This window comes from Microbacterium sorbitolivorans (assembly GCF_003327285.1).
Lineage (GTDB): Bacteria > Actinomycetota > Actinomycetes > Actinomycetales > Microbacteriaceae > Microbacterium > Microbacterium sorbitolivorans.
Window position 1 is genome coordinate 15988 of record NZ_KZ848476.1, and the last position, 22648, is coordinate 38635.

Sequence of the window (22648 nt, forward strand, 5' to 3'; positions counted from 1 at the left end):
ATGGCGGTCGACACGACGCGCATCGCCGAGCTGACGCGCGAGCTGCTCGTCGCGATCGGGGAGGACCCCGATCGCGCCGGGCTTCGCGAGACGCCGGAGCGCGTCGCGGGCGCGATGGCCGAGCTGTTCGCCGGCATCGGGCAGGATCCGGAGGAGCCGCTGCGCCGCACGATCGATGTGTCGCGCGGGCCGGCCCCCGAGACGGTCCCGACGGGCGCCGTGCTGGTGCGCGACATCACCTTCCGCTCGGTGTGCGAGCACCACCTCCTCCCGTTCCAGGGCCGCGCGCACATCGCGTACCTGCCGGCCGACGCGGTCGTGGGGCTGGGATCCCTCGCCCGCGTGCTCGACATCTGCTCGGCCCGCCCGCAGGTGCAGGAGCGCCTGGGGGAGCAGGTCGCCGACGCGATCGAGCACGCGCTCGACGCCCGCGGCGTCTTCGTCATGCTCGACGCGGAGCACCAGTGTCTGCGCACCCGCGGCGAGAAGCGCCCCGATGCCTCGACCGTGACGGTCGCCGCCCGCGGCGACCTCGCGACGCAGGCGGCGCGCGCCGAGATGGCCGCGTACATCATCATCGGTGAGCAGAACAAGGCCACGACCGGGGTGAAGGGGCGCGACGCGTGATCGAGATCATGGGCGTCGTCAACGTCACACCCGATTCGTTTAGCGATGGTGGCGAGTTTTTCACGCGCGACACCGCGATCGAGCACGGTCGCGACCTCATGGCGCTCGGCGCCACGATCCTCGACGTCGGCGGTGAGTCGACGCGCCCCGGATCCCAGCCGGTCGGTGCCGAGGAGGAGCTGCGCCGGGCGCTGCCCGCGATCACGCAGCTCGCCGCCGACGGGTACCGGATCAGCGTCGACACGTATCGCGCGGCCGTCGCCGCGCGTGCGATCGACGAGGGCGCGACGATCATCAACGACGTCTCGGGCGGGCTCGCGGATCCGGAGATCCTCCGCGTCACGGCCGCCTCCGACGCCGAGTTTTTGATCGGCCACTGGCGCGGCCCGTCCGCCGACATGTACGCGAAGGCGACGTACGAGCACATCGGCACCGAGGTCGCCGCCGAGCTCTCTCGCCGCGTTGACCAAGCGCTCGCCGCGGGTATCGACGCGTCGCGCATCATTCTGGATCCGGGAATCGGCTTCGCGAAGTCTGGCGAGCAGAACTGGGCGATGCTGCGCGAGATCGAGGCCGTCACGGCGCTGGGTTTCCGCGTGCTGATCGGCACCTCGCGCAAGCGCTTCCTCGAGCAGGCGCTTGGATCCGACGCGTCGCGCGATCGCCGCGACCTCGCCACCGCGGTCACGAGCGTGCTCGCCCAGCGCGCCGGCGCCTGGGGCGTGCGCGTGCACGACGTGACGGCCACCCGCGACGCGCTCGCGGTTCTCGACGCCTGGGACGGAGACCGATGAACGACACCATCACCCTGACGGGCCTCGTGGCCTTTGGCTACCACGGCGTCTTCGAGCACGAGAAGCGCGACGGCCAGGAGTTCACGATCGACGTCTCGCTCGACGTCGACACGGCCCGCGCGGCCGCGACCGACGATATCGCCGACACGGTGCACTACGGCGAGCTCGCCGACAAGGTCGTCGCGATCGTCACGGGCGAGCGGTACGACCTCATCGAGACGCTCGCCGACCGGCTCGCGGTGGCAGTGCTCGAGGATCCGCGGGTCATCGAAACCGCCGTCACGGTACACAAGCCGCACGCCCCGATCACGCACGCGTTCACCGACGTGTCGGTGACGGCACGCCGCCGACGGGCGTCGGCGTGAGCATCGCCGTCGTCGCCCTGGGCTCGAACCTCGGCGATAGCTCCGCGACGCTCGACGAGGCCCTCGCCGATATCCGCGCGCTGCCCCTCGTGCGCGGCGTCACGGCGTCGAGCGTCATCTCGTCGATCGCGATCACCCTCGACGGTCCGGATCCGGACAAGCCCCGCTACGCCAACGCGGTCGCGCTCGTCGACACCGATCTCGCCCCGACCGTGCTCCTCGCCGCGCTCAACGACATCGAGGCGCGCCACGGCCGCGTGCGCGACGTACGCTGGGGCGACCGCACCCTCGACCTCGACGTCGTCGCCTACGGCGGCGTGACGTCGCAGGATCCGCACCTCACCCTGCCGCACCCGCGCGCGCACGAGCGCGATTTCGTGCTGGATCCGTGGCTCGAGATCGATCCCGACGCGACACTCCCGGGCCTCGGCCCGATCGCGGAACTTCGCCGGGCGCTGCCGTGAAGCGCACCTCGGCCGTCACCCTCATCGTCTGCGCCGTCATCGGCGCGGCCGTCGGCGTCGTCCTCGACGTCGCCCTGACGGCGGCGTCGCGCGCGACGTTCACGCCGCCCTACATGCTGCCGATCCTGCTCGTGCTGCTGGGCCTGTTCTGCCTCGCGTTCGCGTGGCCGATCCGCCGCGCGGTGCGGGATCCGAAGGCGCCTCGGCCGGATCCGTTCCGCGCCGTGCGGGTCGCCGCGCTCGCGAAGGCGTCGAGCATGCTGGGCGCCGCCACGGGCGGCTTCGCCCTCGGGCTTATCGGATACGTTCTCACGCGCCCCGTCGCCGTCGGGCTAGGCTCATTGACAGCGGAGATCGTCACGACCATCGCAGGGGGAGTCCTCATGGTGTTGGCGCTCATCGCCGAACACATGTGCACCCTTCCGAAGGATCCCGATGAGCGAGAATCCGACGCCGACTCCGCCGGAGCAGAACCCCAGTTCTGAGCCGATTGCCCCGACGAGCCGCCGCGAGCTGAGGGCGGAGGGAGCGGCCGCCGCCGCGCAGCCCGCGCCCGGCTCGCCCGCGCCGGTTCCCCCGGCGCCCGACGCGGCCGCGCAGCCCGAGGCCACCACGCCGGTCCCGCCGGCGCCCGTGCCGCCCGCGGCCTACGCGCCGGAGCAGAAGTACGCGTTCCCCGCGGATCCGTCGGCGAACCCGCAGGCGGCGCAGCCCGCCGCGTACCCGGGTGCTCAGCAGCCCGTCACGTACCCCGGCGCACCGCAGCCCGGCATCGTGCCGCCGCCCGCCGCGCAGTCCGCGCCGGCGGAGCCCGACTTCGGCCCGGCCAACCCGCCGCTCGCGACGCCGCCGGTGCTTGACGAGGGCACGTTCGACCGAATCCGCGAGCCGCACCGCCAGGGCCTCGCCCTCGACGGCACGTGGCACCAGATCTCGAAAAAGTATGTGATCTCGCAGGTCGTGCAGTACGTGTTCTGGATCGCCGTCGTGCTCATCGGCGCGGCCGTCGTGACGACGGCGTTGGGCGAGCCGTGGGCGTGGATCCCCGCGGGCGTCATCTCGCTTGCAAACCTCGTGAGCCTCATCTTCATCCCGCGCCAGGCGAAGGCGCTCGGCTACATGCTGCGCGGCGACGACATCGTGTTCCGCAAGGGCATCGTCTGGCAGCGCATGGTCGCCGTTCCCTACGGTCGCATGCAGCTCATCGACATCACGCACGGCCCGCTCGACCGCGTCTTCGGCGTCTCGAAGCTGAAGATGGTCACCGCCGCGGCGTCGACCGGCATCGAGATCCCCGGCCTGACGACCGCGGGCGCCGAGGCGCTCCGCGACACCCTCATCGAGGTTGCCGAGACCCGGAGGACCGGGCTGTGACGCACCTCCCTCCCGGCCCGCCCGCGGATCCGGATCACCGTTCGGGGCCCGCGGCCGCGCGCGTTCGCGCGCTGATCCTCGACGGCGGATCCAGCGACCTCGCTGACGGCGAGTGGCACCGCATGCACCCGCTGACGCCGCTGTTCAAGGGCGGCCTCGTGTTCATCGTGGTGCTCGGCATCATCCTCGCAAACATGCGCGACCGGCTCATCTACCTCGTCGTGGGCCTGTTCGCGCCGGACGAGATGTCGTCGGAGATCCGCATCGACTCCGACGACCCGATCTCGTTCGCGATCGACTACGTCGTCGTCAACAACTACATCGTGCTCGCCCTGCTGGCGCTGTTCGTCATCGTCGCGCTCGTGATCCTGAGCTACTGGCTCGTGTGGCGGTTCCACCAGTTCCGCATCACGGCCGAGAACGTCGAGGTGAAGAAGGGCATCGTGTTCCGCTCGCAGCGGCGCGCGCCGCTCGACCGCGTGCAGGGCGTGAACCTCACGCGCCCCTTCCCGGCGCGACTGATCGGGATGGCGAAGCTCACCCTCGAGGGCGCGGGTAGCGGATCCGATGTCGCGCTCGAGTACCTCAACACGACCAAGGCCGAGCAGGTGCGGGCCGACATCCTGCGCCTCGCCTCCGGCATCCGCCAGGCGAAGGCCGAGCAGAACGCGCCGGTCGCGCCCGCGACCGTCAGCGGCACGTTCAACCAGAGCGTGTCGAACCTCGTCGACGGAGTCGATAACGCCGACGTCGTCCCCGAGACGGTCGTGCGGATCCCGATCGCGCGCCTCATCGGCTCGCAGGCGATCTCGGCGGTGCTGTGGGCACTGTTCTTCGTCCTGATCATCGGCGGTGTCATCATCGTGCCGTTCCTCTTCATGGAGAACAGCACGGGCAAGTGGATCGGGCTCGGCATTGCCCTGCTCAGCACCGGAATCCCCATCACCATCGCGCTTATTGCGGTGGTGTGGGGCGCGCTGCAGAAGGGCTTCCGGTATTCGATCGCGCCGACGCCCGACGGCGTGCGCATCTCGAGCGGCCTGCTCACGACGGTGTCGCGCACCCTGCCCCCGGGGCGCATCCACGCCGTCGAGATCACCCAGAACCTGCTCTGGCGCCCGTTTGGCTGGTGGAGCGTGCGCATCAACCGCATGGGCGGTCAGAGCGAGGCGTCGAAGAATAACGGCCAGAACGCCGCTGCCGCCGCGGTCGTCCTGCCCGTCGGCACGCGCGCCGACGTCGAGCGCGTCGTCGCGCTGCTGCTGCCCGACGCGCCCGCGAACGACGCCGTCTTCGTGTGGGAGCAGGGCGTGCTCGGGCCGAAGAAGCCCGACTCGTTCACGACGATCCCGCGCCGCGGATACTTCTGGCACTGGCTGCAGCGCCGCCGGCTCGGCGTGCGCGTGACGAACTACGCGCTGCTGATCCGCCGCGGACGCCTCGGGCGCCGCCTCGCGATCTTCCCCCTCGCTCGCATTCAGGGCGTCGGCGTGACGCAGGGCTTCCTCGCCCGCGGCCAGAAGCTCGCGCACCTGCGCGTGCACACGGTTCCGGGCCCGGTCGCCGGCGAGGTCTCGGCGCTCGACGCCTCCGACGCGCAGGCGCTGGCAGAGCTCACCCGCCGCGGCGCGGTGGCGGCCGCCGAGCGCGACCACACCCACCGGTGGGCGTCGGCCTCGGCATAGGCTGGAACGTATGCAGCGGGATGGACGGCTCGGCGTCGGAATCATTGGCGCGGGCCGCGTGGGCCCCGTGCTCGGGGCGGCGCTCGCGGGCGCGGGGCACCAGATCACGGGGATCACGAACGGATCCGACGACGAGCGCGTCGCCGCCGTGCTCCCCGGCGCGCCCGTGCTCGAGGCGCCCGAGGTGCTGCGTCGCAGCGAGCTCGTGATCCTCGCCGTGCCGCACGGCGAGCTCGCGCCGACGGCCGCGGGCTTCGCGGAGGCGGGGCTGATCCAGATGGGGCAGCTGTTGCTGCATACGGATCCGGCCTTCGGGTACGAGGTGCTGCGCCCCGCGGCCGAACGCGGCGCGATCCCGCTCGCGGTGCACCCGGCGATGACGTTCACGGGCACGTCGATGGACCTGCGCCAGCTCGCCGCGACGTACGCCGGGGTCTCGGCCCCGGCTGCCGTGCTGCCGATCGCGCAGGCGCTCGCGGTCGAGCTCGGCTGCGAGCCCATCGTCATCGCCGAGGGCGACCGCGAGGCCTACGCCGACGCTATCGCGACCGTTACGCAGTTCTCGCGCCAGATCGTGCAGCAGGCCACGGGAAACCTGCGCGAGATCGGCGTCGAGAACCCCGGAGGGTTCCTCTCGTCGCTCGTGCGCTCGACGGTCGACCAGGCGCTCGCCGAGGCCACCCCGGCCATCCCCGACACCCTCTAGGGTCGCCAATAATCGTCGCATCAAGGCACGTCGAGGCGACAATTTGTGGCGACCCACACACATCATTTGGGTCGCCAATAATCGTCGCCTCAAGGCACGTCGAGGCGACAATATGTGGCGACCCACACCCATCATTTGGGTCGCCACAAAGTGTCGCCTCGGGGTACGTTGAGGCGACAATTTGTGGCGACCCTTGTTCTCAGCGGGTGGGCAATAGGATGGTGCGCGTAGATTCCGCCCCGACACTCGAGGAACACGCGCATGACTGATTCGCCCGAAACCGCCGCCCCCGAAGAGGACATCTTCGAGCAGAAGGCCGTGCGTCTGGCGAAGCGCGCGAAGCTCATCGAGCAGCGCGAATCGGCGGCCGGCGGGGCGTACCCCGTGTCGCTCCCCGTGACCACCACGATCCCTGCCTTGCGCGAGCAGTACGGCGAGCTCGAGGCGGGCGCCGAGACCGGCGTTACCGCGGGCGTCGCGGGCCGCATCGTGTTCAGCCGCAACACCGGCAAGCTCTGCTTTGCCTCGCTGCAGGCGGGCGACGGATCCCGCATCCAGGCGATGGTGTCGCTCGCGAACGTGGGCGACGAGTCGCTCGCCGCGTGGAAGGAGCTGGTCGACCTCGGTGACCACGTGTTTGTCTCGGGCGAGGTCATCTCGAGCCGCCGCGGCGAGCTGTCGATCATGGTGACCGAGTGGCAGATCGCCGCGAAGGCGCTGCTGCCGCTGCCGAACCTGCACTCCGAGTTGAACGAGGAGACGCGGGTGCGCCAGCGCTACCTCGACCTCATCGTGCGCGACCAGGCCCGCGAGACGGCCCGCGCCCGCTCGACCGTGATGAAGAGCCTGCGCCAGACGTTCGAAGACGAGGCCTTCCTCGAGGTCGAGACGCCGATGCTGCAGGTGCAGCCGGGCGGCGCCGCGGCGCGCCCCTTCATCACGCACTCGAACGCGTTCGACACCGAGCTGTACATGCGCATCGCGCCGGAGCTCTACCTGAAGCGCGCCGTCGTCGGCGGCATCGACCGCGTGTTCGAGATCAACCGCAACTTCCGCAACGAGGGTGCCGACTCGACGCACAGCCCCGAGTTCGCGATGCTCGAGGCGTACGAGGCATACAGCGACTACAACGGCATCGCCGACCTCACGCAGAAGCTCATCCAGAACGCGGCCCTCGCGGTGCACGGCACGACCCTCGTGACGCACGCCGACGGCAGCGAGTACGACCTCGGCGGCGAGTGGGCCCGCATCTCGATGTACCCGTCGCTCTCCGAGGCCGCCGGCATCGAGATCACCCCCGAGACGACCCAGGCCGAGCTCGAGGCGTTCGCCGAGAAGAGCGGCGTCGAGGTTCCCGCGCACGCGACGCACGGCAAGCTCGTCGAAGAACTCTGGGAGCACTTCGTGGGCGACCACCTCACGGCCCCGACCTTCGTCATGGACTTCCCGGTCGACACGAGCCCGCTCGTGCGCGAGCACCGCTCGATCCCCGGCGTCGTCGAGAAGTGGGACCTGTACATCAACGGCTACGAGCAGGCCACGGGCTACTCCGAGCTGGTCGACCCGGTGATCCAGCGCGAGCGCTTCGTCGAGCAGGCGAAGCTCGCCGACCGCGGCGATGACGAGGCCATGCGCATCGACGAAGACTTCTTGCGCGCGCTCGAGCACGGCATGCCGCCGTCGGGTGGCATGGGCATGGGCATCGACCGCCTGCTGATGAGCCTCACGGGCCTCGGCATCCGCGAGACGATCCTCTTCCCGCTCGTCAAGTAACCCTTTCCGTTCTCACAGAAGCATCCCTTCCGGCCGGGTCGAACGCCCAGCCGGGAAGGATGCCTCTGTCGGTCATGGTGCGGATAAGCGTCGCGAACGAACTGCGCGGGTCGATCTCGAGCGCCCGGTCGGCGTATTCAGCGGCGTGCGTCGAGTTGCCGAGCGCCCAGGAGAGCCAGCCGCACACCGCGAGGCACGCGGCGAGGTGCGTGCGGGGCGCGCGGGCGGCGAGCCCGCGGCAGAAGTCGAGCGCGGCGCGCAGCCGGTGGGCCGAGGGGCGCGCGCCCTCGCCCGCCAGCCGGATCGGAAACTCCGGCGTCTCCTGCGACCCCGCCATCCACTCCTGCTGCCATTCGCAGGCCCGGCGGCCCTCGTCGACGCCGCCCGCCCACGCCGTGAGCATCACGTCGCGCAGCGCGGGGCACCGGAAGATCCACATCCACATCGCCGCCCGCGCCGGCGCGGCGTCGGTCGAGATCAGCGCGGGCGTCACCCCCGCGAACGGATCCGCGTCGAAGATCCGCAGCTCGTCGTCGGCCTCCGCGACGGCCGCGGGCGGCCGCGGCCCCTCCCAGATCCGGCGGAACGGATCCGTCGGCAGCTCCTCGAGGGCGACGAGCTGCCGCGCGACCTCCTCGCGGTCGGCGGCGTCGGCGCGGGGGAGCGCCGCGCCCGCCCGCGGGTGCCGCGCGCGGGCCGCGTGCGGATCCGGATCCGCCTCGGCGAGCTCGGCGAGCGAGCGCAGCTCGGGACGGGCGTAGGAGGTCCAGCCGTCGTCGCCGACGCAGTACTCGCCGGTGACGCGGAGGCCCGCCGCCTCGGCGCGCTCCGCGATCGCGATCGCGAGGGCCTCGTGCGCGACGCCATCGCCGTCGAGGGCGGGGCTGTCGGTCCAGATCGTCGTGATGACGTCTTCGGCGTTCGGGATGCGGCAGAGGTAGCCGATGGCGAGGTCGGCCACGGCGTCGGCGCCCGCGTCGAGGGGGAGGTCGAGCCGCAGGGCCCCGAGCGTCTCGCGCCCGGATATCGGGATGAGAACGAGGCTGCCGCGCGGCTCGCGCTCGAGTTGGCGGGGGATGCTCGCGAGGAGTTTGACGGCGGAAGAATGGCGAAGAATGGTGTCCATGAAGCGATCTTTCGCCACATCGACGCCCGAAAACGGCTGTCCACAGGCGAAAGGGGCCGGAAAGGGGCTGTGTATAGTTTCAGCCGCCGCCGAGGCCGCCCCGAGTAGACTGAAACCATGGATCAGTACTGGGTGACGGCGCTTATCACCATCGCGCCCACGGTCATCATCGCGGCCATTTTCTTCTGGATCCTGCGCAACGTGCTGAAGTTCGACCGCACCGAGCGACGCGTCTACTCGAAGATCGAGGCCGAGGAGCGCGCGAAGCGCGGGATGGCGCCGCGCGACTAAGCTGATCTGAGCCGGCACGCCGCCGGCAAGGAGGATCAGTGGACTGGTTTTCGTGGTCGGCCGTGTGGGCCGCCTTCGTCTTCACGCTGGACATGGTGATTCGCATCACAGCGGTGATGTTCGTGCCGCCTGGGCGGCGTCCCACCTCGGCGATGGCCTGGCTGTTGCTGATCTTCTTCCTGCCGGTTCCTGGCGTGCTGTTCTTCATGCTCATCGGCAACCCGCGCCTGCCGAAGAAGCGGCGCGACATTCAGTCCGAGGTCAACGAGGTGCTGCGCCAGTCGAACGAGCACCTCGAGCTCGGCTCGCTCCTGCCGAACCCGCCGCCGTGGTTCGACCAGATCGTGCGCATGAACCGGCAGCTCGGCGCGCTCCCGCTCTCGGGCGATAACAGCGCGCGGATCATCTCCGACTACGACGAGTCGCTCGCGGCGATGACCGCGGCGATCCGCGAGGCGAAGACCTACGTGCAGATCGAGTTCTACATCCTCAAGTCCGACGCGGCGACCGACGACTTCTTCCGCGCGATGGAGGAGGCGACGGCCCGCGGCGTGCACGTGCGCGTGCTCATGGATCACTGGGCGAACCTGTCGAAGCCGCTGCACAAGGAGACGAAGGAACGTCTCGACCGCATGAACGCCGATTGGCACTTCCTGCTCCCGCTGCAGCCGCTCAAGGGCAAGTTCCAGCGCCCGGATCTGCGCAACCACCGGAAGCTCCTCGTCGTCGACGGCGAGGTCGCGTTCATCGGATCCCAGAACCTCACCCACGCGTCGTATAACGTGCGCTCGAACATCCGGCGCGGCCTCACGTGGGTCGACCTCATGGTGCGCGTCGATGGCCCCGTCGTGCGCAGCATCGAGGCCGTTTTCCTCACCGACTATTACAGCGAGGTCGGCACGATCCCCGAGGGCATCGACCTCGCGGATCCGAAACCGGGGAGCGACGACTTCGACTGCCAGGTGGTGCCGAGCGGGCCGGGGTTCGAGAGCGAGAACAACCTGCAGCTCTTCCTGAGCCTGCTCTACGCGGCGCAGGATCGTGCGATCCTCGTCAGCCCCTACTTTGTGCCGGACGAGGCGCTCCTGCGCGCCGTCTCGGCTGCCTGCAGCCGCGGTGTGCAGGTCGAGCTCTTCGTCAGCGAGACGAGCGACCAGGCGATGGTCTATCACGCCCAGCGCAGCTACTACGAAGACCTGCTACGCATGGGGGTCAAGATCTGGCTCTACAAGTCGCCCTACATCCTGCACACGAAGTCGCTGTCGATCGACGAGGAGACCGCCGTCATCGGATCCAGCAACATGGACATGCGCTCGTTCGGCCTCAACTTCGAGATCTCGCTGCTCGTGCGCGGCACGGCGTTCGTCGACCAGCTGCGCGCGGTTGAGGAGAACTATCGCGAGAACAGCCGCGAGCTGACGCTCGAGGAGTGGCTTAAGCAGCCGATCCGCTCGCGCGTGCTCGACAACGTCGCGCGGCTTACGAGCGCGCTGCAGTGATCTTGTGTCCGGCGGGGGCCGCGATGAGCAGGCCTCCCCGGTCGACCCTGCACCGGATCCGCGCCGCCTCGCCGAACTCGTCGCCGTCGAGCTCGACGGGCTGCGGGTGGGGCGATGCCGCCTCGGCATCGGTGCCGACGAGGTAGCGGATCGACTGGTTGTTCGCCCGCGCGACGACCTTGCGGCCCACGCGCGACTTCGCGAGCACCGAGTTGTGCCACCAGAGCTGGCGCCACACGGCGAGCCATCCAAAGGGGCCACGGGCCTGGATGAGCGCGACGTCGAGCAGGCCGTCGTCGACGAGCCCGTCGGGTATGAGGTCGATGCCTGCTGGCAGGGCGCCGCAATTGGCGAAGAGCACGCTGTTGACCTTCGCCATGTGCAGGCTCAGGCCGTCCATCTGGTACGCGAGGCGGAACGGCTTCGCGCTCGGCAGCGACCGCGCGGCCCCGTCGACGTAGGCGACCCAGCCGAGATGCTTCTTCATGCGCGGGTTCGTGTTCGCGATCATGGCGGCGTCGACGCCCATGCCCGCCATCACGACGAAGGCGTGCTGCTCCTGCTCGCCCGATTCGCGGGTGAGCTCCGCGATCCCGATGTCGATCGGCAAAACGGATCCGTCGAAGGCCGCGTCGATCATCGCGTCGTGGCCCGAGAGCGGCAGGTTGAGGTTGCGCGCCAGCAGGTTGCCGGTTCCGCTCGGCACGATCGCGAGCGGCACCCCGGATCCGCGCATCGCCTCCGAGACCGCGCGCACGGTGCCGTCGCCTCCGGCGACGAGCACGACGGTCGCGCCCTGCTCGAGCGCTTCGCGCGTGATGCCCTGCCCCGGATCCTCGACCGAGGTTTCGAGGATCAGCGGATCCGCCCAGCCCGCGCGCGCCGAACGATTCGTCACGGCGGCGATCAACTCGGGACCGCTCTTGACCTTGACGGGGTTATAGAGGAGAGCCGCACGCCCAGCATTCATACCGTCACTCTAGACTGTGGGTGTGATCGATCCCGTTCTTCTTCGCGAAAACCCCGAGGCCGTCAAGCGTTCGCAGATTGCGCGCGGGAACTCGCCCGACACCGTCGACGAAGCGCTCGCCGCAGACTCGTCGCGTCGCGAGGCCCTGACCGCGTTCGAGTCGCTGCGCGCCGAGCAGAACTCCTTCAACAAGGTCGTCTCGAAGGCTCCGAAGGACGAAAAGCCCGCCCTGATAGCGCAGGTGAAGGATCTCGCGCAGAAGGTGAAGGACGCCGACGTCGCCGCGAAGGAGGCCGAGGCGGCCTTCCGTCTCGCGCTCGACAAGATCGAGAACGTCGTCATCGACGGCGTGCCCGAGGGTGGCGAGGACGACTTCGTCACGCTACGCGAGGTCGGCGAGATCCCGACCTTCGACTTCGAGCCGCGCGATCACCTCGAGCTGGGCGAGATGCTCGGCGCGATCGACATGGAGCGCGGGGCCAAGGTCTCCGGCGCCCGCTTCTACTTCCTGAAGGGCGTCGGTGCGCGCCTCGAGCTCGCGCTCATGAACTACGCGCTCAATACCGCGCTCGAAGAGGGCTTCACGCCCATGATTACGCCGACGCTCGTGCGCCCCGAGATCATGGCGGGCACGGGCTTCCTCGGCAAGCACTCCGACGAGATCTACCACCTCGAGGAAGACGACATGTACCTCGTCGGTACGAGCGAGGTCGCGCTCGCCGGCTACCACAAGGACGAGATCGTCGACCTCGGAGCCGACGGCGCCCTGAAGTATGCCGGCTGGTCGACCTGCTACCGCCGCGAGGCGGGCTCGTACGGCAAGGACACCCGCGGCATCATCCGCGTGCACCAGTTCAACAAGCTTGAGATGTTCGTCTACTGCGACCCGGCCGACGCCGAGGCGCAGCATGACAAGCTCATCGCGCTCGAAGAGAAGATGCTCTCGTCGCTCGGCCTCGCGTACCGCGTGATCGACGTCGCGACCGGCGATCTCGGATCCAGCGCCGCGCGCAAGTTCGACACGGAGGCCTGGGTTCCGACGCAGGACGCGTACCGCGAGCTCACGTCGACCTCGAACTGCACGACCTACCAGGCGCGCCGCCTCAACGTGCGTCACCGCCCCGAGGCAGGCGGCAAGACGCAGGCCGTCGCGACGCTCAACGGCACCCTCGCGACGACGCGCTGGATCGTCGCGATCCTCGAGACGCACCAGCAGGCCGACGGATCGGTCGTCGTGCCCGAGGTGCTGCGCCCGTACCTCGGCGGACTCGAGGTGCTGGAGCCCATCGCGTGACGGACTCCCTGCTCGAAGTCGTCGAGACCGGCTCGAACGACGCCCGCTTCCTGATCGCGCTCGACATCGACGGCACCGTGCTGCTCGAGGACGAGTCGCTGAGCCCGGGCGCGGCGGACGCCGTCTCGGCGGCAGTCGAGGCGGGGCACATCGTCACGATCGCGACGGGCCGAAGCTGGCTCAGCACCCGCAAGGTCGTCGAGTGGCTGGGCATCTCGCCCGAGCTGATCGTCACGGCCAACGGCGCGACGATCATGGCGCGCGACGAATCGGCGCCCGAGGGATACGTGCGCGACGTCGTCGAGACCTTCGACGCAACCGAGGTGCTGACGCAGCTCGAGAAACACCTGCCTGAGGCCAACTTCCTGGTCGAGCTCGGCGACGGCACGCGCCTCTACAACAACTTCGTCGATGACTGGGATCTGTCGGCGCCGAACGCGCACCACGTCGACGTCGACGAGATGAAGGGCCGCGAGGTCACCCGCGTCGTCGTCGTCTCCGACGAGCACGCGGGCGACGACTTCGCCGTCTTCGTCGAGAGCATGGGCCTGCAGCAGGTGTCGTACGCCGTCGGCTGGTCGGCCTGGCTCGACATCGCGCCGCAGGGCATCGATAAGTCGACGGCGCTCGAGCAGGTGCGCGAGCGCCTCGGCATGGATCCACGGCGCGTGATCGTGATCGGCGATGGCCGCAACGACATCCAGATGCTCGACTGGGCGCGCGCCGGCGGTGGCGAGGGCGTCGTGATGGGGCAGGCGATCGACGAGGTGCGGGTACACGGCACGCGGGTGACGAGCACGGTTCACGAGGGCGGCGTCGCTGCGGCCCTCGAGGCGCTCGGTGTCACCGCACGCTAAGCGATCCTGAACCTCTCCCACAGCTGGGCCGTGCAGAATCGGCGACAGCTTCGTCCGCTAAGCTTGCTGGGTCCGCTTTACGCGAACTGGGGAGTTGTCCGAGCGGCCGAAGGACCTGGTCTTGAAAACCAGTAAGCAGAAATGCTTCGTGGGTTCGAATCCCACACTCTCCGCCACATCATCGAAGGATCCTGTGTGAGTTACTCCTCGAAGAACGTCTACCGGGAGCCGTTCGCGCGCCACTCCACGCTGCGCGGCAAGAGCCCCGTCGCAGGATTCTTCAAGGGCCTCGCCTTCATCGTCTCGGCCGTGCTCGTCGCCGCGGCCGGCGTCGGCGCGTACGCATACCAGGAGTACTTCGGCACGCTGCAGAGCAACTCGGTGACGCTCGCGGGCCAGGAGGTCGGCGCCGCCGACATCGAGGTGCTGCCGGACGAGGAGATCAACATCCTCGTCGCCGGTATCGACAAGTGCGAGGCCGAGTGGATCGGCCAGTTCGAGGGCCGATGCACCGAGGAGATGGCCGCGGAGCAGGAGAACTCGTACAGCGGCCAGCTCAACGACGTGAACATGCTCATTCACATCTCGCCCGAGCCCCGTCGCGTCACCGTCATCAGCATCCCGCGCGACCTCGTCACGGCGCGCCCCGAGTGCCAGGACATCGACGGCAACACGACGGCCGCCGCCAGCGCGATGCCGTTCAACGAGTCGTACGGTACGGGTGGCCTGGCCTGCGTGGCGCTGACGGCCGAGGAGCTCACGGGCTACCACATCGACCACGCCGCGCTCATGACGTGGGGCGGAGTCATCGACGTCACCAACGCTATCGGCGGCGTCGAGGTCTGCATCGCGCAGCCGATCCAGGATCCGATCCACACGCACCTCGACCTCGCCGCCGGCGAGCACACCCTCGTGGGCGTCGAGGCGCTGCAGTTCCTGCGCGTGCGCCACGGCGTCGGTGACGGATCCGACCTCTCGCGCATCAGCAACCAGCAGGTCTACATGGGCGCGCTCGTGCGCAAGCTCGTGAGCGACGAGACCCTCGGTGACTTCGGTGCGCTCCTGCGCCTCGCCAACGCGGTTGTGCACAACACGACGCTCGACGACGCCCTCGCGAAGCCCTCGACCATGGTGTCGATCGCGAGCGCGCTGAAGGACGTGCCGACGAGCGAGTACGAGTTCATCCAGTTCCCGTACGTCGAGTACGCGCCGAACCCCAACAAGGTCGCGCCCGACACGTACACGTGGGAGCAGATCAAGGCCGCGCTCGACGCCGGCCAGTCGGTCATCGCCGACGACACGGCGACGGAAGAGCCCACCGACGAGCCGACCGAGACTCCGACGGTCGAGCCGACCACGGATCCGAACCAGATCGTGCTGCCCAGCAACATCCGCGGATCCAGCGCCGACGAGGCAACCTGCTCGAACAGCGGCACCATCTTCTGATTTGATAGGGGCACACACGTGCCCCTATCCAGGAGACCCGCATGAGCCAGGTGCCCTTCGCGCGACACACGAAGCTTCGTCGCCCGAATCCCTTTGTCGGGTTTCTGAAGGGCGTCGCCTTCGCGCTCTCGGCGGTCCTCGTCGCCGCGATCGGCGTCGGCGCCTATGCGTACCAGGACTACTTCGGCACGCTGCAGCAGAACTCCATCGTGCTCTCGGGGCAGGACACGGATCCGCCCGCCGTCGAGGTGCTCGCGAACGAAGACCTGAACATCCTCGTGACGGGCGTCGACAAGTGCGAGGAGGGCTCGTACGAGCAGTTTGGCGATCGCTGCCCGCAGTCGCTCATCGACGAGCAGAAGACGTCGTACGGCGGCCAGCTCAACGACGTGACGATGATCATCCACATCTCGCCCGAGCCGCGCCACGTCACCGTCATCAGCCTGCCGCGCGACCTCATGACGGCGCGGCCCGATTGCTATGACGACCACCGCGGCGTCGACACCCCCGGATCCTCGCTCGCGCAGTTCAACTCGGCGTACTCGAACGGCGGTCTCGACTGCGTCGCGCGCTCGGCGTCGCTGCTCACGGGCCTCGAGATCGACCACGCGGCGCTCATGACCTGGAACGGCGTCATCGAGATCACGAACGCGATCGGCGGCGTCGAGGTGTGCCTCGAGCAGGATATTCCGTATGACAAGGAGACCGAGCTCGAGCTCAAGGCGGGCACGCACACGCTCGTCGGCTATCAGGCGCTCCAGTTCCTGCGCACGCGCAAGACGCTGGCCACCGGATCCGACCTCGATCGCATCGGCAATCAGCAGCTCTACATGGGCGCACTGGTGCGCCAGATGACGAGCGAGGACACCTTCGGCGACGTCGGAAAGCTCCTGCGCCTCGCGAAGGCCGTGACGTCGAACGCGCAGGTGTCGTCGGGCATCACAAACCCGATGGCGCTCGTCTCGATCGCCGGAGCACTGCAGGGCATCCCGACCGAGGACTACACGTTTATCCAGTTCCCGGCGATGGACGACCCGGCCGACAGCAACCGGATCCTGCCCGTGATGGACACCTGGAACCTCATCGCCGACGCGCTCGAGAAGAACCAGGTGATCGAGCTGGGGGAGGACGAGCCGACGGCGACGCCTACGCCTTCACCCTCGGAGACGCCCACGGTCTCGCCCTCGCCGGACGACGAACGCGTGACGATCCCGGGCTATCTGCGCGGATCCAACGCCTCGAACAACGCCGGAAACTGCGGCACGCCCGAGGGTCTTTTCTGACCGCTCGATTTCGTGCGGGGCGGGTCGGGCCTGTAGGATAAGAGGACATGCGCGCCTTGGCGATCATGAGGAGACGTGCCGGAGCGGCCGAACGGACTTCACTGCTAATGAAGGGTTGGGGTTAAACCTAACCGGGGGTTCAAATCCCCCCGTCTCCGCCAAAATACCCCCTGCTGAGCAGGGGGTATTTCCGTTTCCGGGCCCTTCCCCGGTGCCCCATGTACACAACGACGCAAGTTTTTGGCCCAGGTGGCCCGTAGACCGGTTTCCGACGCCATCCACCCTAAAATTTGCGTCGTTGTGTACATGGGGTAGCTTGTCCACAGGTCCGGAAATTGGGCCAGTTGTCCACAGGGCCGCGGAATCATGCGGAAGTTAATCTCGGCGGATTTCTCAATTCGGGCAGTGTCGGCTCATGACTCCCGACAAGTCCCATCTCAGATCCCTCTCCTACGCCGATCTTCGGGCCGACGGAACGACACGGCGCGGCATTCGCGACAACATCGATTCCGGCACGTTGTTCCACGCCCGTCGCGACTATTACGTGGATGGAACGGCGAGCGACGCCATCAAATCCGCAGTCAGGGTCGGGGGACACCTCGACTGTGTCTCCCTCATGCGCGAGCTCGGCGTCTTCGTCCTGCTCCCACCGACGGCCATCCACGTGCATATCCAGCAGGGGCGCCACTGGCTGCGCGCGCCGCGCTCGCGATCGATCCGCCTCGCCGAGACGAACGCCAAGATCGTGACGCACTGGCGCCCGGATCCGGTGGATGAGCACTCGACGATCGCCTACCTGCCACGGGCCGTCGCCCAGGCCGTGCTCTGTCAATCACCCAGGGCCGCGATCGCCACGCTCGACAGTGCCCTGCACCTGGGCGTGATTGGGCAGGCAGATCTCTGCGAGGTGTTCGGCTACCTTCCCGAGCGCCTGCAGAAGCTGCGCAAGTTGATTGACGGCCGGGCCGAGTCAGGGCCGGAAACGCTGGCGCGGCTGCTCCTGCGCACGCTCGACTGCTCGATCGAACTGCAGGTCGAGATTAGCGGGGTCGGCAGGGTGGACCTGCTCGTCGACGGCTGGATCATCGTCGAGTGCGATAGCCGGGCCTTCCACGGCGGGTGGGATCAGCAGTCGAAGGACCGGATGCGCGACCTCGCCGCCGCGGCACAGGGCTACGCCACCCTCCGCCCGACGGCGAATCAGCTGGTTAACTCCCCGCATCGCCTGACGGATGCCGTCCGCGGCCTCCGTGCCGTCGGCCCCTCCTCCGTACACAACGACGCAAATTCTCGGGCTGGGCGTACGAGAAACCGGTTCTCAGCCTGAGCCAGCCAAAAATTTGCGTCGTTGTGTACGGGGAAACGAGACCGTGGGGTCAGATTTCCCAGTTGGTGGGGACTCGGGGGTCGGTCGACAGCAGGCCGGCCATCCAGCCGTCGGTGCGGCCGTGGGCGCCGCCGATGCCGTGGTGGGGCAGCCCCTTGCGCTGCACGCCCTCGAACTGGAAGCCCAGCTTCTGCGCGACCCGGGCCGAGCCCCGGTTACCCACGACGGCGCGCCAGGTGACGCGCTCGAGCCGCATCGGGCCGAACGCGAAGTCGAGCACCGCGCGGGCGGCCTCGGTCATGTAGCCGTTGCCGCGGGCCTCGGGCGCGGCCCAGAAGCCGAGCTCGCTCCCGCCGTCGCCGATCTTGTGCAACCCGACCATGCCCGCGAAGCCCTCGGGGGAGTGCAGGGCCCAGACGTACTCCGAGCCGTCGTCCCACCAGCCGTCGACGAGCGTGACGAAGGCCTCCGCGTCGGCGCGCGTGTAGGGGGAGGGGACGGTCGTGTAGTACTGGATGTCCGGATCCTGGCACGCCTCGTAGATCGCCTCGGCGTCGGAGGCAACGGGCGCGCGGAGCGTGAGTCGGGGAGTGGTGAGCGTGACCGGCTCAGCCACGACGCAGGAGCCCCACGCGGTCGTAGACCTTCTTGAGGGTCTCCTCGGCGACCTCAGCCGCGCGGTCGGCGTTGTCTGCGAGCACGCGATCGAGCTCGGCCGGATCCTCGAGCAGCTCGAGCGCGCGGGCGCGCACGGGCTCGAATTCGGCGACGACCGCGTCGCGGACACCCTGCTTGAGGTGGCCGTACTGCTTTCCGGCGTACTCCTCCTCGAGCTGGGTGATCGTCTGGCCGGTGAGGGCCGACTGGATCGACAGCAGGTTCGAGACGCCGGGCTTGTTCTCTCGGTCGTAGCGGACGACGCCCTCGGAGTCGGTCATGGCGCGCATGATCTTCTTCGCGGTGACGTTGATGTCGTCGAGCAGGTACAGCACACCGGCCTGCGACTCGGCCGACTTCGACATCTTCGACGACGGGTTCTGCAGGTCGTAGATGCGGGCCGTCTCGCCGGGGATCGTCGCGGTCGGGATCGTGAACGTCTCCCCGAAGCGCGAGTTGAAGCGCTCGGCGAGATCGCGGGTGAGCTCGACGTGCTGCTTCTGGTCGTCGCCGACGGGCACGGCCTCGGCCTGGAACAGCAGGATGTCGGCGGCCATGAGCACGGGGTAGGTGAACAGGCCGACGCTCGTCTTGTCGGTGCCGTAGCGCTGCGACTTGTCCTTGAACTGCGTCATGCGGCCGGCCTCGCCGAAGCCCGTGATCGTCGAGAGCACCCAGGCGAGCTCGGCGTGGGCCGGCACCTGCGACTGCACGTAGAGCGTCGACTTGGTCGAGTCGATGCCCGCGGCGATGTACTGGGCGGCGGTGCGCCGGGTCTTCTGGCGCAGCTCCTGCGGATCCTGCTGGACGGTGATCGCGTGCAGGTCGACGACCGTGAAGAACGCGTCGTAGTCGTCCTGCATGTCACGCCACTGCTTGAGCGCCCCGATGTAGTTACCGATCTGAAGCGAATCGGCGGAGGGCTGCATTCCAGAGAACAGGCGCGGTTTCATCACCCTGACAGCCTACTTCGGTGGGCGGCGCTCATCCAACGGCGAGTGGGTTTCGATCGCGACGATCTGACCTCCTCGGCGCACGTGCGCGACCGTGAAGGATCCGGTGGAGAGCGACGATGCCTCCCGCAGCTCGCGCGAGGATCCCGTGCCGGTCTCGGCCGCGAGGGCCTCCATGAGCGCCGGGATCACGGGGCCGTGCGAGCAGAGCACGACCGGCTTGGCCTTCTGCACGCGGCTCGCGATGATCGTGGTCGGGTCGTCCTCGCCGCGCTCCCACGCCGCCTGGCTGATCGCCTCCTCGGCGTGCACCTCCTGCCCGATCGCCTGGGCGATGGGCTCGGCGGTCTGCTGGCAGCGCAGCGCCGTCGACGCGAAGACGCGGCGCACGCCGAAGGCGCGCAGCGGCCCGACGGCCGCGCGCGCCTGCTCCTGGCCCGTCTCGGTGAGGGGGCGCTGGGAATCGGTCGGGGCGGCTCCGGCCTTCGCGTGCCGCAGGAACACGACGGGGTACGTGTCGAGGCCTTCGGCCGCGACGAGCTGCTCGAAGCGGTTCAGGATATCGACGTCGGCGGGGTAGCTGAGGCCCTCGCGGGCCTCGTCGAGCGTCAGCCAGGCGATCTCGGAGATCTCGTGGTTAGGCGAGAACTTCGACGCCGCGATGGCGGCCTTCGTGGCCTTCACGGCCCAGTAGGCGACGTGCTTCTTACGCCCGGACGGCAGGCGGTACTTCACCGCGCCGAGCGGGGCCCCGAGGACACCGGCGATGCCGGTCTCCTCGAGGATCTCCCGCACGGCCGCCTCCGCGAAGGTCTCGCCCGGGTCGAGCTTGCCCTTCGCGAACGACAGGTCGCGGTACTTCTTGCGGCACACGGCGAGCACGCGGATGCCTTCGTCGGTCTGGCGCCACACGACGCCGCCGGCGGCGAGCACTGTTTGGCTCGGCACTCGCGTTACCTCCGGGCGACGCGGGCGCGGCGTCGGCGCTGGATCTTCGACATCGTCGTGTCCTGCACGTCGATGAGCGGCGTGCCATCCTCGGCGAGGTGGTGGCGCTCCCACGTGCCCTCGGCACCGAGGTGCCAGGTCGCGGATCCTTCGTCCATCGCGAGGTCGAAGAAGCGGCTGAGCTCGGTGACGTGCGACGGGCGCGTGATCTGCACGAGGGCCTCGACGCGGCGGTCGAGGTTGCGGTGCATCATGTCGGCGCTGCCGATGTACATCTCGGTCTTGCCGTTGTTGCCGAACGAGAAGATGCGCGAGTGCTCGAGGTAGCGGCCGAGGACGCTGCGCACGCGGATGTTGTCGCTGACGCCCGGCAGGTCGACGCGGAGGCTGCAGATACCGCGCACCCACACATCGACCGGAACGCCGGCCTGCGAGGCGCGGTAGAGGGCGTCGATGATCTCCTCGTCGACCATCGAGTTGACCTTGATGCGCACGTGCGCGGGCTTGCCCGCGAGGGCGTTCTGGCGCTCGCGCTCGATGAGCTTGAGCAGGCCCTTGCGCAGGTGCCTCGGCGCCGTCAGCAGGCGCTTGAACTTCTTCTCGAGCGCGTAGCCGGAGAGCTCGTTGAACAGGCGCGTGACGTCCTGGCCGACGACCGGGTCGCACGTGAAGAGGCCGAAGTCTTCGTACAGGCGGCTCGTCTTCGGGTTGTAGTTACCCGTGCCGACGTGCGTGTAGTGGCGCAGCTGGCCGTTCTCCTCGCGGAGCACCGAGACGATCTTGCAGTGCGTCTTGAGACCGACGATGCCGTACACGACGTGCACGCCGGCCTTCTCGAGCACGCGCGCCCACTCGATGTTGTTGGCCTCGTCGAAGCGGGCCTTGACCTCGACGAGCGCGAGAACCTGCTTGCCGTTCTCGGCGGCGTCGATGAGCGCCTTCACGATGGGGCTGTCGCCCGAGGTGCGGTACAGCGTCTGCTTGATCGCGAGCACCTGCGGGTCGCGGGCGGCCTGCTCGAGGAAGGCCTGAACGCTCGTCGCGAACGACTCGTAGGGGTGGTGCACAAGCACGTCGCCCTGGCGGATCGCGCCGAAGATGTCGGCCTTCGGGTGCTTCGAGTCGCTGTCGACGGGCTGCAGGTCGAGCGCCGTGACGGGCACGTGCTTGTTGAAGCGCAGCTCGGGGCGGTCGACGCGGCCGAGCTCGAAGAACGCGCGCATGTCGAGGGGAGCGGGGAGGCGGTAGACCTCCTGCTCCGAGATGCCGAGCTCGCCGAGCAGCAGGTCGAGCGTCACGTCGTCCATGTCCTCGGTGATCTCGAGGCGGATCGGCGGGCCGAAGCGGCGGCGCAGGAGCTCCTCTTCGAGGGCCTGGATGAGGTTCTCGGTCTCGTCTTCCTCGATCACCATGTCTTCGTTGCGCGTGAGGCGGAACGTGTGGTGCTCGATGATCTCCATGCCGGGGAAGAGCTCGTCGAGGTGCTCGGCGATCAGGCTCTCGAGCGGGATGAGGCGCACGGCGTCGCCGTCGCCGTCGACGGTCGGCACCTGGATCGCGCGGGGCAGCATCGCGGGCACCTTGAGGCGCGCGAACTCCTCGCGCTCGTTGCGGGGGTGGCGGATCCGCACCGCGAGGTTCAGCGACAGTCCCGAAATGTAGGGGAACGGGTGCGCGGGGTCGACGGCGAGGGGCATGAGCACGGGGAAGACGTGCTCCTGGAAGTAGGAGTAGAGGCCCTCGCGCTCGGCCTCGTCGAGGTCTGACCACTCGACGAACTCGATCTTCTCGGCGGCGAGGGCGGGGCGCAGGTCGTCCTGCCAGACGCGGGCGTGGCGCTCCTGCAGCTCGTGTGCCTTCTCGCTGATGGCCTCGAGGACCTTCTGCGGGGGCGTGCCGACGTTGGTCGGCACCGCGAGACCGGTCATGATGCGGCGCTTCAGGCCCGCGACGCGCACCATGAAGAACTCGTCGAGGTTGCTCGCGAAGATCGCGAGGAAGTTCGTGCGCTCGAGGAGCGGCACGTTCGGATCCTCGGCGAGCTCGAGAATGCGCTGGTTGAAGGCGAGCCAGCTCAGCTCGCGGTCAACGTAGCGGTGCTCGGGAAGGTCAGGGGCGTCGACCTCGAAGAGTTCATCGAAGTCGTCGTCTTCGCCGCTCAGGCCAGCATCGACGATTGCAGTGTCGGTCATGGGATCCATCCTTACAC

General features: G+C 68.7%; 22 protein-coding genes and 2 tRNA genes. 18 read left to right on the forward strand and 6 right to left on the reverse strand.

Annotated elements, in window-relative coordinates:
• From folE to lysS, 9 genes are all read left to right on the forward strand, one after another.
• A complete protein-coding gene (gene folE, locus DTO57_RS11525) occupies positions 1–627 on the forward strand; it encodes a GTP cyclohydrolase I (RefSeq protein ID WP_114118397.1) in 627 nt (208 codons plus the stop codon).
• The gene (gene folP, locus DTO57_RS11530; RefSeq protein WP_162785762.1) at positions 624–1421 is read left to right on the forward strand and encodes a dihydropteroate synthase; all 798 of its coding nucleotides are present in this window, start codon (positions 624–626) and stop codon (positions 1419–1421) included. The genes folE and folP overlap by 4 nt, the downstream gene beginning before the upstream one ends.
• Positions 1418–1786 carry a dihydroneopterin aldolase gene (gene folB / locus DTO57_RS11535; protein WP_114118398.1) on the forward strand — a complete coding sequence of 123 codons (369 nt, stop codon included), beginning with the start codon at positions 1418–1420 and terminating at the stop codon, positions 1784–1786. The genes folP and folB overlap by 4 nt, the downstream gene beginning before the upstream one ends.
• Complete coding sequence (gene folK / locus DTO57_RS11540) at positions 1783–2250, forward strand: 2-amino-4-hydroxy-6-hydroxymethyldihydropteridine diphosphokinase (protein WP_114118399.1); 468 nt, start codon at positions 1783–1785, stop codon at positions 2248–2250. Before folB ends, folK begins: the two co-directional genes overlap by 4 nt.
• On the forward strand, positions 2247–2735 hold the full coding sequence (locus DTO57_RS11545) for a DUF3180 domain-containing protein (protein WP_114118400.1): 489 nt from the start codon (positions 2247–2249) through the stop codon (positions 2733–2735). Before folK ends, DTO57_RS11545 begins: the two co-directional genes overlap by 4 nt.
• The gene (locus DTO57_RS14575) at positions 2686–3624 is read left to right on the forward strand and encodes a PH domain-containing protein (protein WP_222843268.1); all 939 of its coding nucleotides are present in this window, start codon (positions 2686–2688) and stop codon (positions 3622–3624) included. The genes DTO57_RS11545 and DTO57_RS14575 overlap by 50 nt, the downstream gene beginning before the upstream one ends.
• Complete coding sequence (locus DTO57_RS11555) at positions 3621–5309, forward strand: PH domain-containing protein (RefSeq protein WP_229730620.1); 1689 nt, start codon at positions 3621–3623, stop codon at positions 5307–5309. Before DTO57_RS14575 ends, DTO57_RS11555 begins: the two co-directional genes overlap by 4 nt.
• A 10-nt stretch (positions 5310–5319) precedes the next feature.
• The gene (locus DTO57_RS11560) at positions 5320–6015 is read left to right on the forward strand and encodes a DUF2520 domain-containing protein (RefSeq protein ID WP_114118401.1); all 696 of its coding nucleotides are present in this window, start codon (positions 5320–5322) and stop codon (positions 6013–6015) included.
• 261 nt (positions 6016–6276) lie between these two features.
• Entirely contained in the window at positions 6277–7788 is a 1512-nt protein-coding gene (lysS, locus tag DTO57_RS11565) for a lysine--tRNA ligase (RefSeq protein WP_114118402.1), read from the forward strand.
• Here lysS and DTO57_RS11570 read toward each other — a convergent pair.
• Complete coding sequence (locus DTO57_RS11570) at positions 7781–8914, reverse strand: DUF4192 family protein (protein WP_114118403.1); 1134 nt, start codon at positions 8912–8914, stop codon at positions 7781–7783. The genes lysS and DTO57_RS11570 overlap by 8 nt on opposite strands.
• A gap of 117 nt (positions 8915–9031) precedes the next feature.
• Here DTO57_RS11570 and DTO57_RS14510 point away from each other — a divergent pair, with 117 nt between their 5' ends.
• Both DTO57_RS14510 and cls read left to right on the forward strand, forming a co-directional pair.
• Complete coding sequence (locus DTO57_RS14510) at positions 9032–9205, forward strand: hypothetical protein (protein ID WP_187346622.1); 174 nt, start codon at positions 9032–9034, stop codon at positions 9203–9205.
• 92 nt (positions 9206–9297) lie between these two features.
• Positions 9298–10704, forward strand: a complete 1407-nt coding sequence (cls, locus tag DTO57_RS11575; RefSeq protein WP_114118670.1) for a cardiolipin synthase — start codon at positions 9298–9300, stop codon at positions 10702–10704.
• Here the strand turns inward: cls and DTO57_RS11580 are convergent.
• Positions 10685–11674, reverse strand: a complete 990-nt coding sequence (locus tag DTO57_RS11580) for a diacylglycerol/lipid kinase family protein (RefSeq protein ID WP_114118404.1) — start codon at positions 11672–11674, stop codon at positions 10685–10687. The two genes, cls and DTO57_RS11580, sit on opposite strands and share 20 nt — an antisense overlap.
• Positions 11675–11696: 22 nt before the next feature.
• On the opposite strand from DTO57_RS11580, the gene serS reads away from it, so the two are divergent.
• From serS to DTO57_RS14415, 7 genes are all read left to right on the forward strand, one after another.
• Positions 11697–12968 (forward strand): serine--tRNA ligase, encoded by a 1272-nt coding sequence (gene serS / locus DTO57_RS11585; protein ID WP_114118405.1) that lies wholly within the window; start codon positions 11697–11699, stop codon positions 12966–12968.
• A complete protein-coding gene (locus DTO57_RS11590) occupies positions 12965–13825 on the forward strand; it encodes an HAD-IIB family hydrolase (RefSeq protein ID WP_229730618.1) in 861 nt (286 codons plus the stop codon). The genes serS and DTO57_RS11590 overlap by 4 nt, the downstream gene beginning before the upstream one ends.
• Before the next feature lie 88 nt (positions 13826–13913).
• Positions 13914–14001 (forward strand) — tRNA-Ser (locus tag DTO57_RS11595).
• Between the two features lie 19 nt (positions 14002–14020).
• Positions 14021–15271, forward strand: a complete 1251-nt coding sequence (locus DTO57_RS11600) for an LCP family protein (RefSeq protein ID WP_114118406.1) — start codon at positions 14021–14023, stop codon at positions 15269–15271.
• Positions 15272–15312: 41 nt separating this feature from the next.
• Positions 15313–16554: an LCP family protein gene (locus DTO57_RS11605; protein ID WP_114118407.1), complete on the forward strand. Its 1242-nt coding sequence runs from the start codon at positions 15313–15315 to the stop codon at positions 16552–16554.
• 69 nt (positions 16555–16623) lie between these two features.
• Positions 16624–16715, forward strand: a tRNA-Ser gene (locus DTO57_RS11610).
• A 254-nt stretch (positions 16716–16969) separates the two neighbouring features.
• Positions 16970–17881, forward strand: coding sequence for a hypothetical protein (locus DTO57_RS14415; protein WP_162785763.1), 912 nt, complete (start codon positions 16970–16972; stop codon positions 17879–17881).
• 49 nt (positions 17882–17930) lie between these two features.
• Here the strand turns inward: DTO57_RS14415 and DTO57_RS11615 are convergent, their stop codons facing one another.
• From DTO57_RS11615 to DTO57_RS11630, 4 genes are read right to left on the reverse strand one after another with little or no spacing between them, the layout of a single operon-like run.
• Positions 17931–18497 (reverse strand): GNAT family N-acetyltransferase, encoded by a 567-nt coding sequence (locus DTO57_RS11615; RefSeq protein WP_114118408.1) that lies wholly within the window; start codon positions 18495–18497, stop codon positions 17931–17933.
• The gene (gene trpS, locus DTO57_RS11620) at positions 18490–19491 is read right to left on the reverse strand and encodes a tryptophan--tRNA ligase (RefSeq protein ID WP_114118409.1); all 1002 of its coding nucleotides are present in this window, start codon (positions 19489–19491) and stop codon (positions 18490–18492) included. Before trpS ends, DTO57_RS11615 begins: the two co-directional genes overlap by 8 nt.
• Before the next feature lie 12 nt (positions 19492–19503).
• The gene (locus DTO57_RS11625) at positions 19504–20439 is read right to left on the reverse strand and encodes an NUDIX hydrolase (protein ID WP_114118410.1); all 936 of its coding nucleotides are present in this window, start codon (positions 20437–20439) and stop codon (positions 19504–19506) included.
• Positions 20440–20444: 5 nt separating this feature from the next.
• Positions 20445–22631, reverse strand: a complete 2187-nt coding sequence (locus tag DTO57_RS11630) for an RNA degradosome polyphosphate kinase (RefSeq protein WP_114118411.1) — start codon at positions 22629–22631, stop codon at positions 20445–20447.
• Positions 22632–22648 lie beyond the last annotated feature (17 nt).

Bases quoted from the DNA above. Each gene is read 5' to 3' on its own strand.
- lysS (WP_114118402.1), top strand. From the start codon at position 6,277: ATGACTGATTCGCCCGAAACCGCCGCCCCCGAAGAGGACATCTTCGAG.
- DTO57_RS11560 (WP_114118401.1), top strand. From the start codon at position 5,320: ATGCAGCGGGATGGACGGCTCGGCGTCGGAATCATTGGCGCGGGCCGC.
- folE (WP_114118397.1), top strand. From the start codon at position 1: ATGGCGGTCGACACGACGCGCATCGCCGAGCTGACGCGCGAGCTGCTC.
- DTO57_RS11570 (WP_114118403.1), bottom strand. From the start codon at position 8,914: ATGGACACCATTCTTCGCCATTCTTCCGCCGTCAAACTCCTCGCGAGC.
- cls (WP_114118670.1), top strand. From the start codon at position 9,298: ATGGTGATTCGCATCACAGCGGTGATGTTCGTGCCGCCTGGGCGGCGT.
- DTO57_RS14575 (WP_222843268.1), top strand. From the start codon at position 2,686: ATGAGCGAGAATCCGACGCCGACTCCGCCGGAGCAGAACCCCAGTTCT.
- trpS (WP_114118409.1), bottom strand. From the start codon at position 19,491: ATGAAACCGCGCCTGTTCTCTGGAATGCAGCCCTCCGCCGATTCGCTT.
- DTO57_RS11605 (WP_114118407.1), top strand. From the start codon at position 15,313: ATGAGCCAGGTGCCCTTCGCGCGACACACGAAGCTTCGTCGCCCGAAT.
- DTO57_RS11630 (WP_114118411.1), bottom strand. From the start codon at position 22,631: ATGACCGACACTGCAATCGTCGATGCTGGCCTGAGCGGCGAAGACGAC.
- folB (WP_114118398.1), top strand. From the start codon at position 1,418: ATGAACGACACCATCACCCTGACGGGCCTCGTGGCCTTTGGCTACCAC.
- DTO57_RS14415 (WP_162785763.1), top strand. From the start codon at position 16,970: ATGACTCCCGACAAGTCCCATCTCAGATCCCTCTCCTACGCCGATCTT.
- DTO57_RS14510 (WP_187346622.1), top strand. From the start codon at position 9,032: ATGGATCAGTACTGGGTGACGGCGCTTATCACCATCGCGCCCACGGTC.
- DTO57_RS11580 (WP_114118404.1), bottom strand. From the start codon at position 11,674: ATGAATGCTGGGCGTGCGGCTCTCCTCTATAACCCCGTCAAGGTCAAG.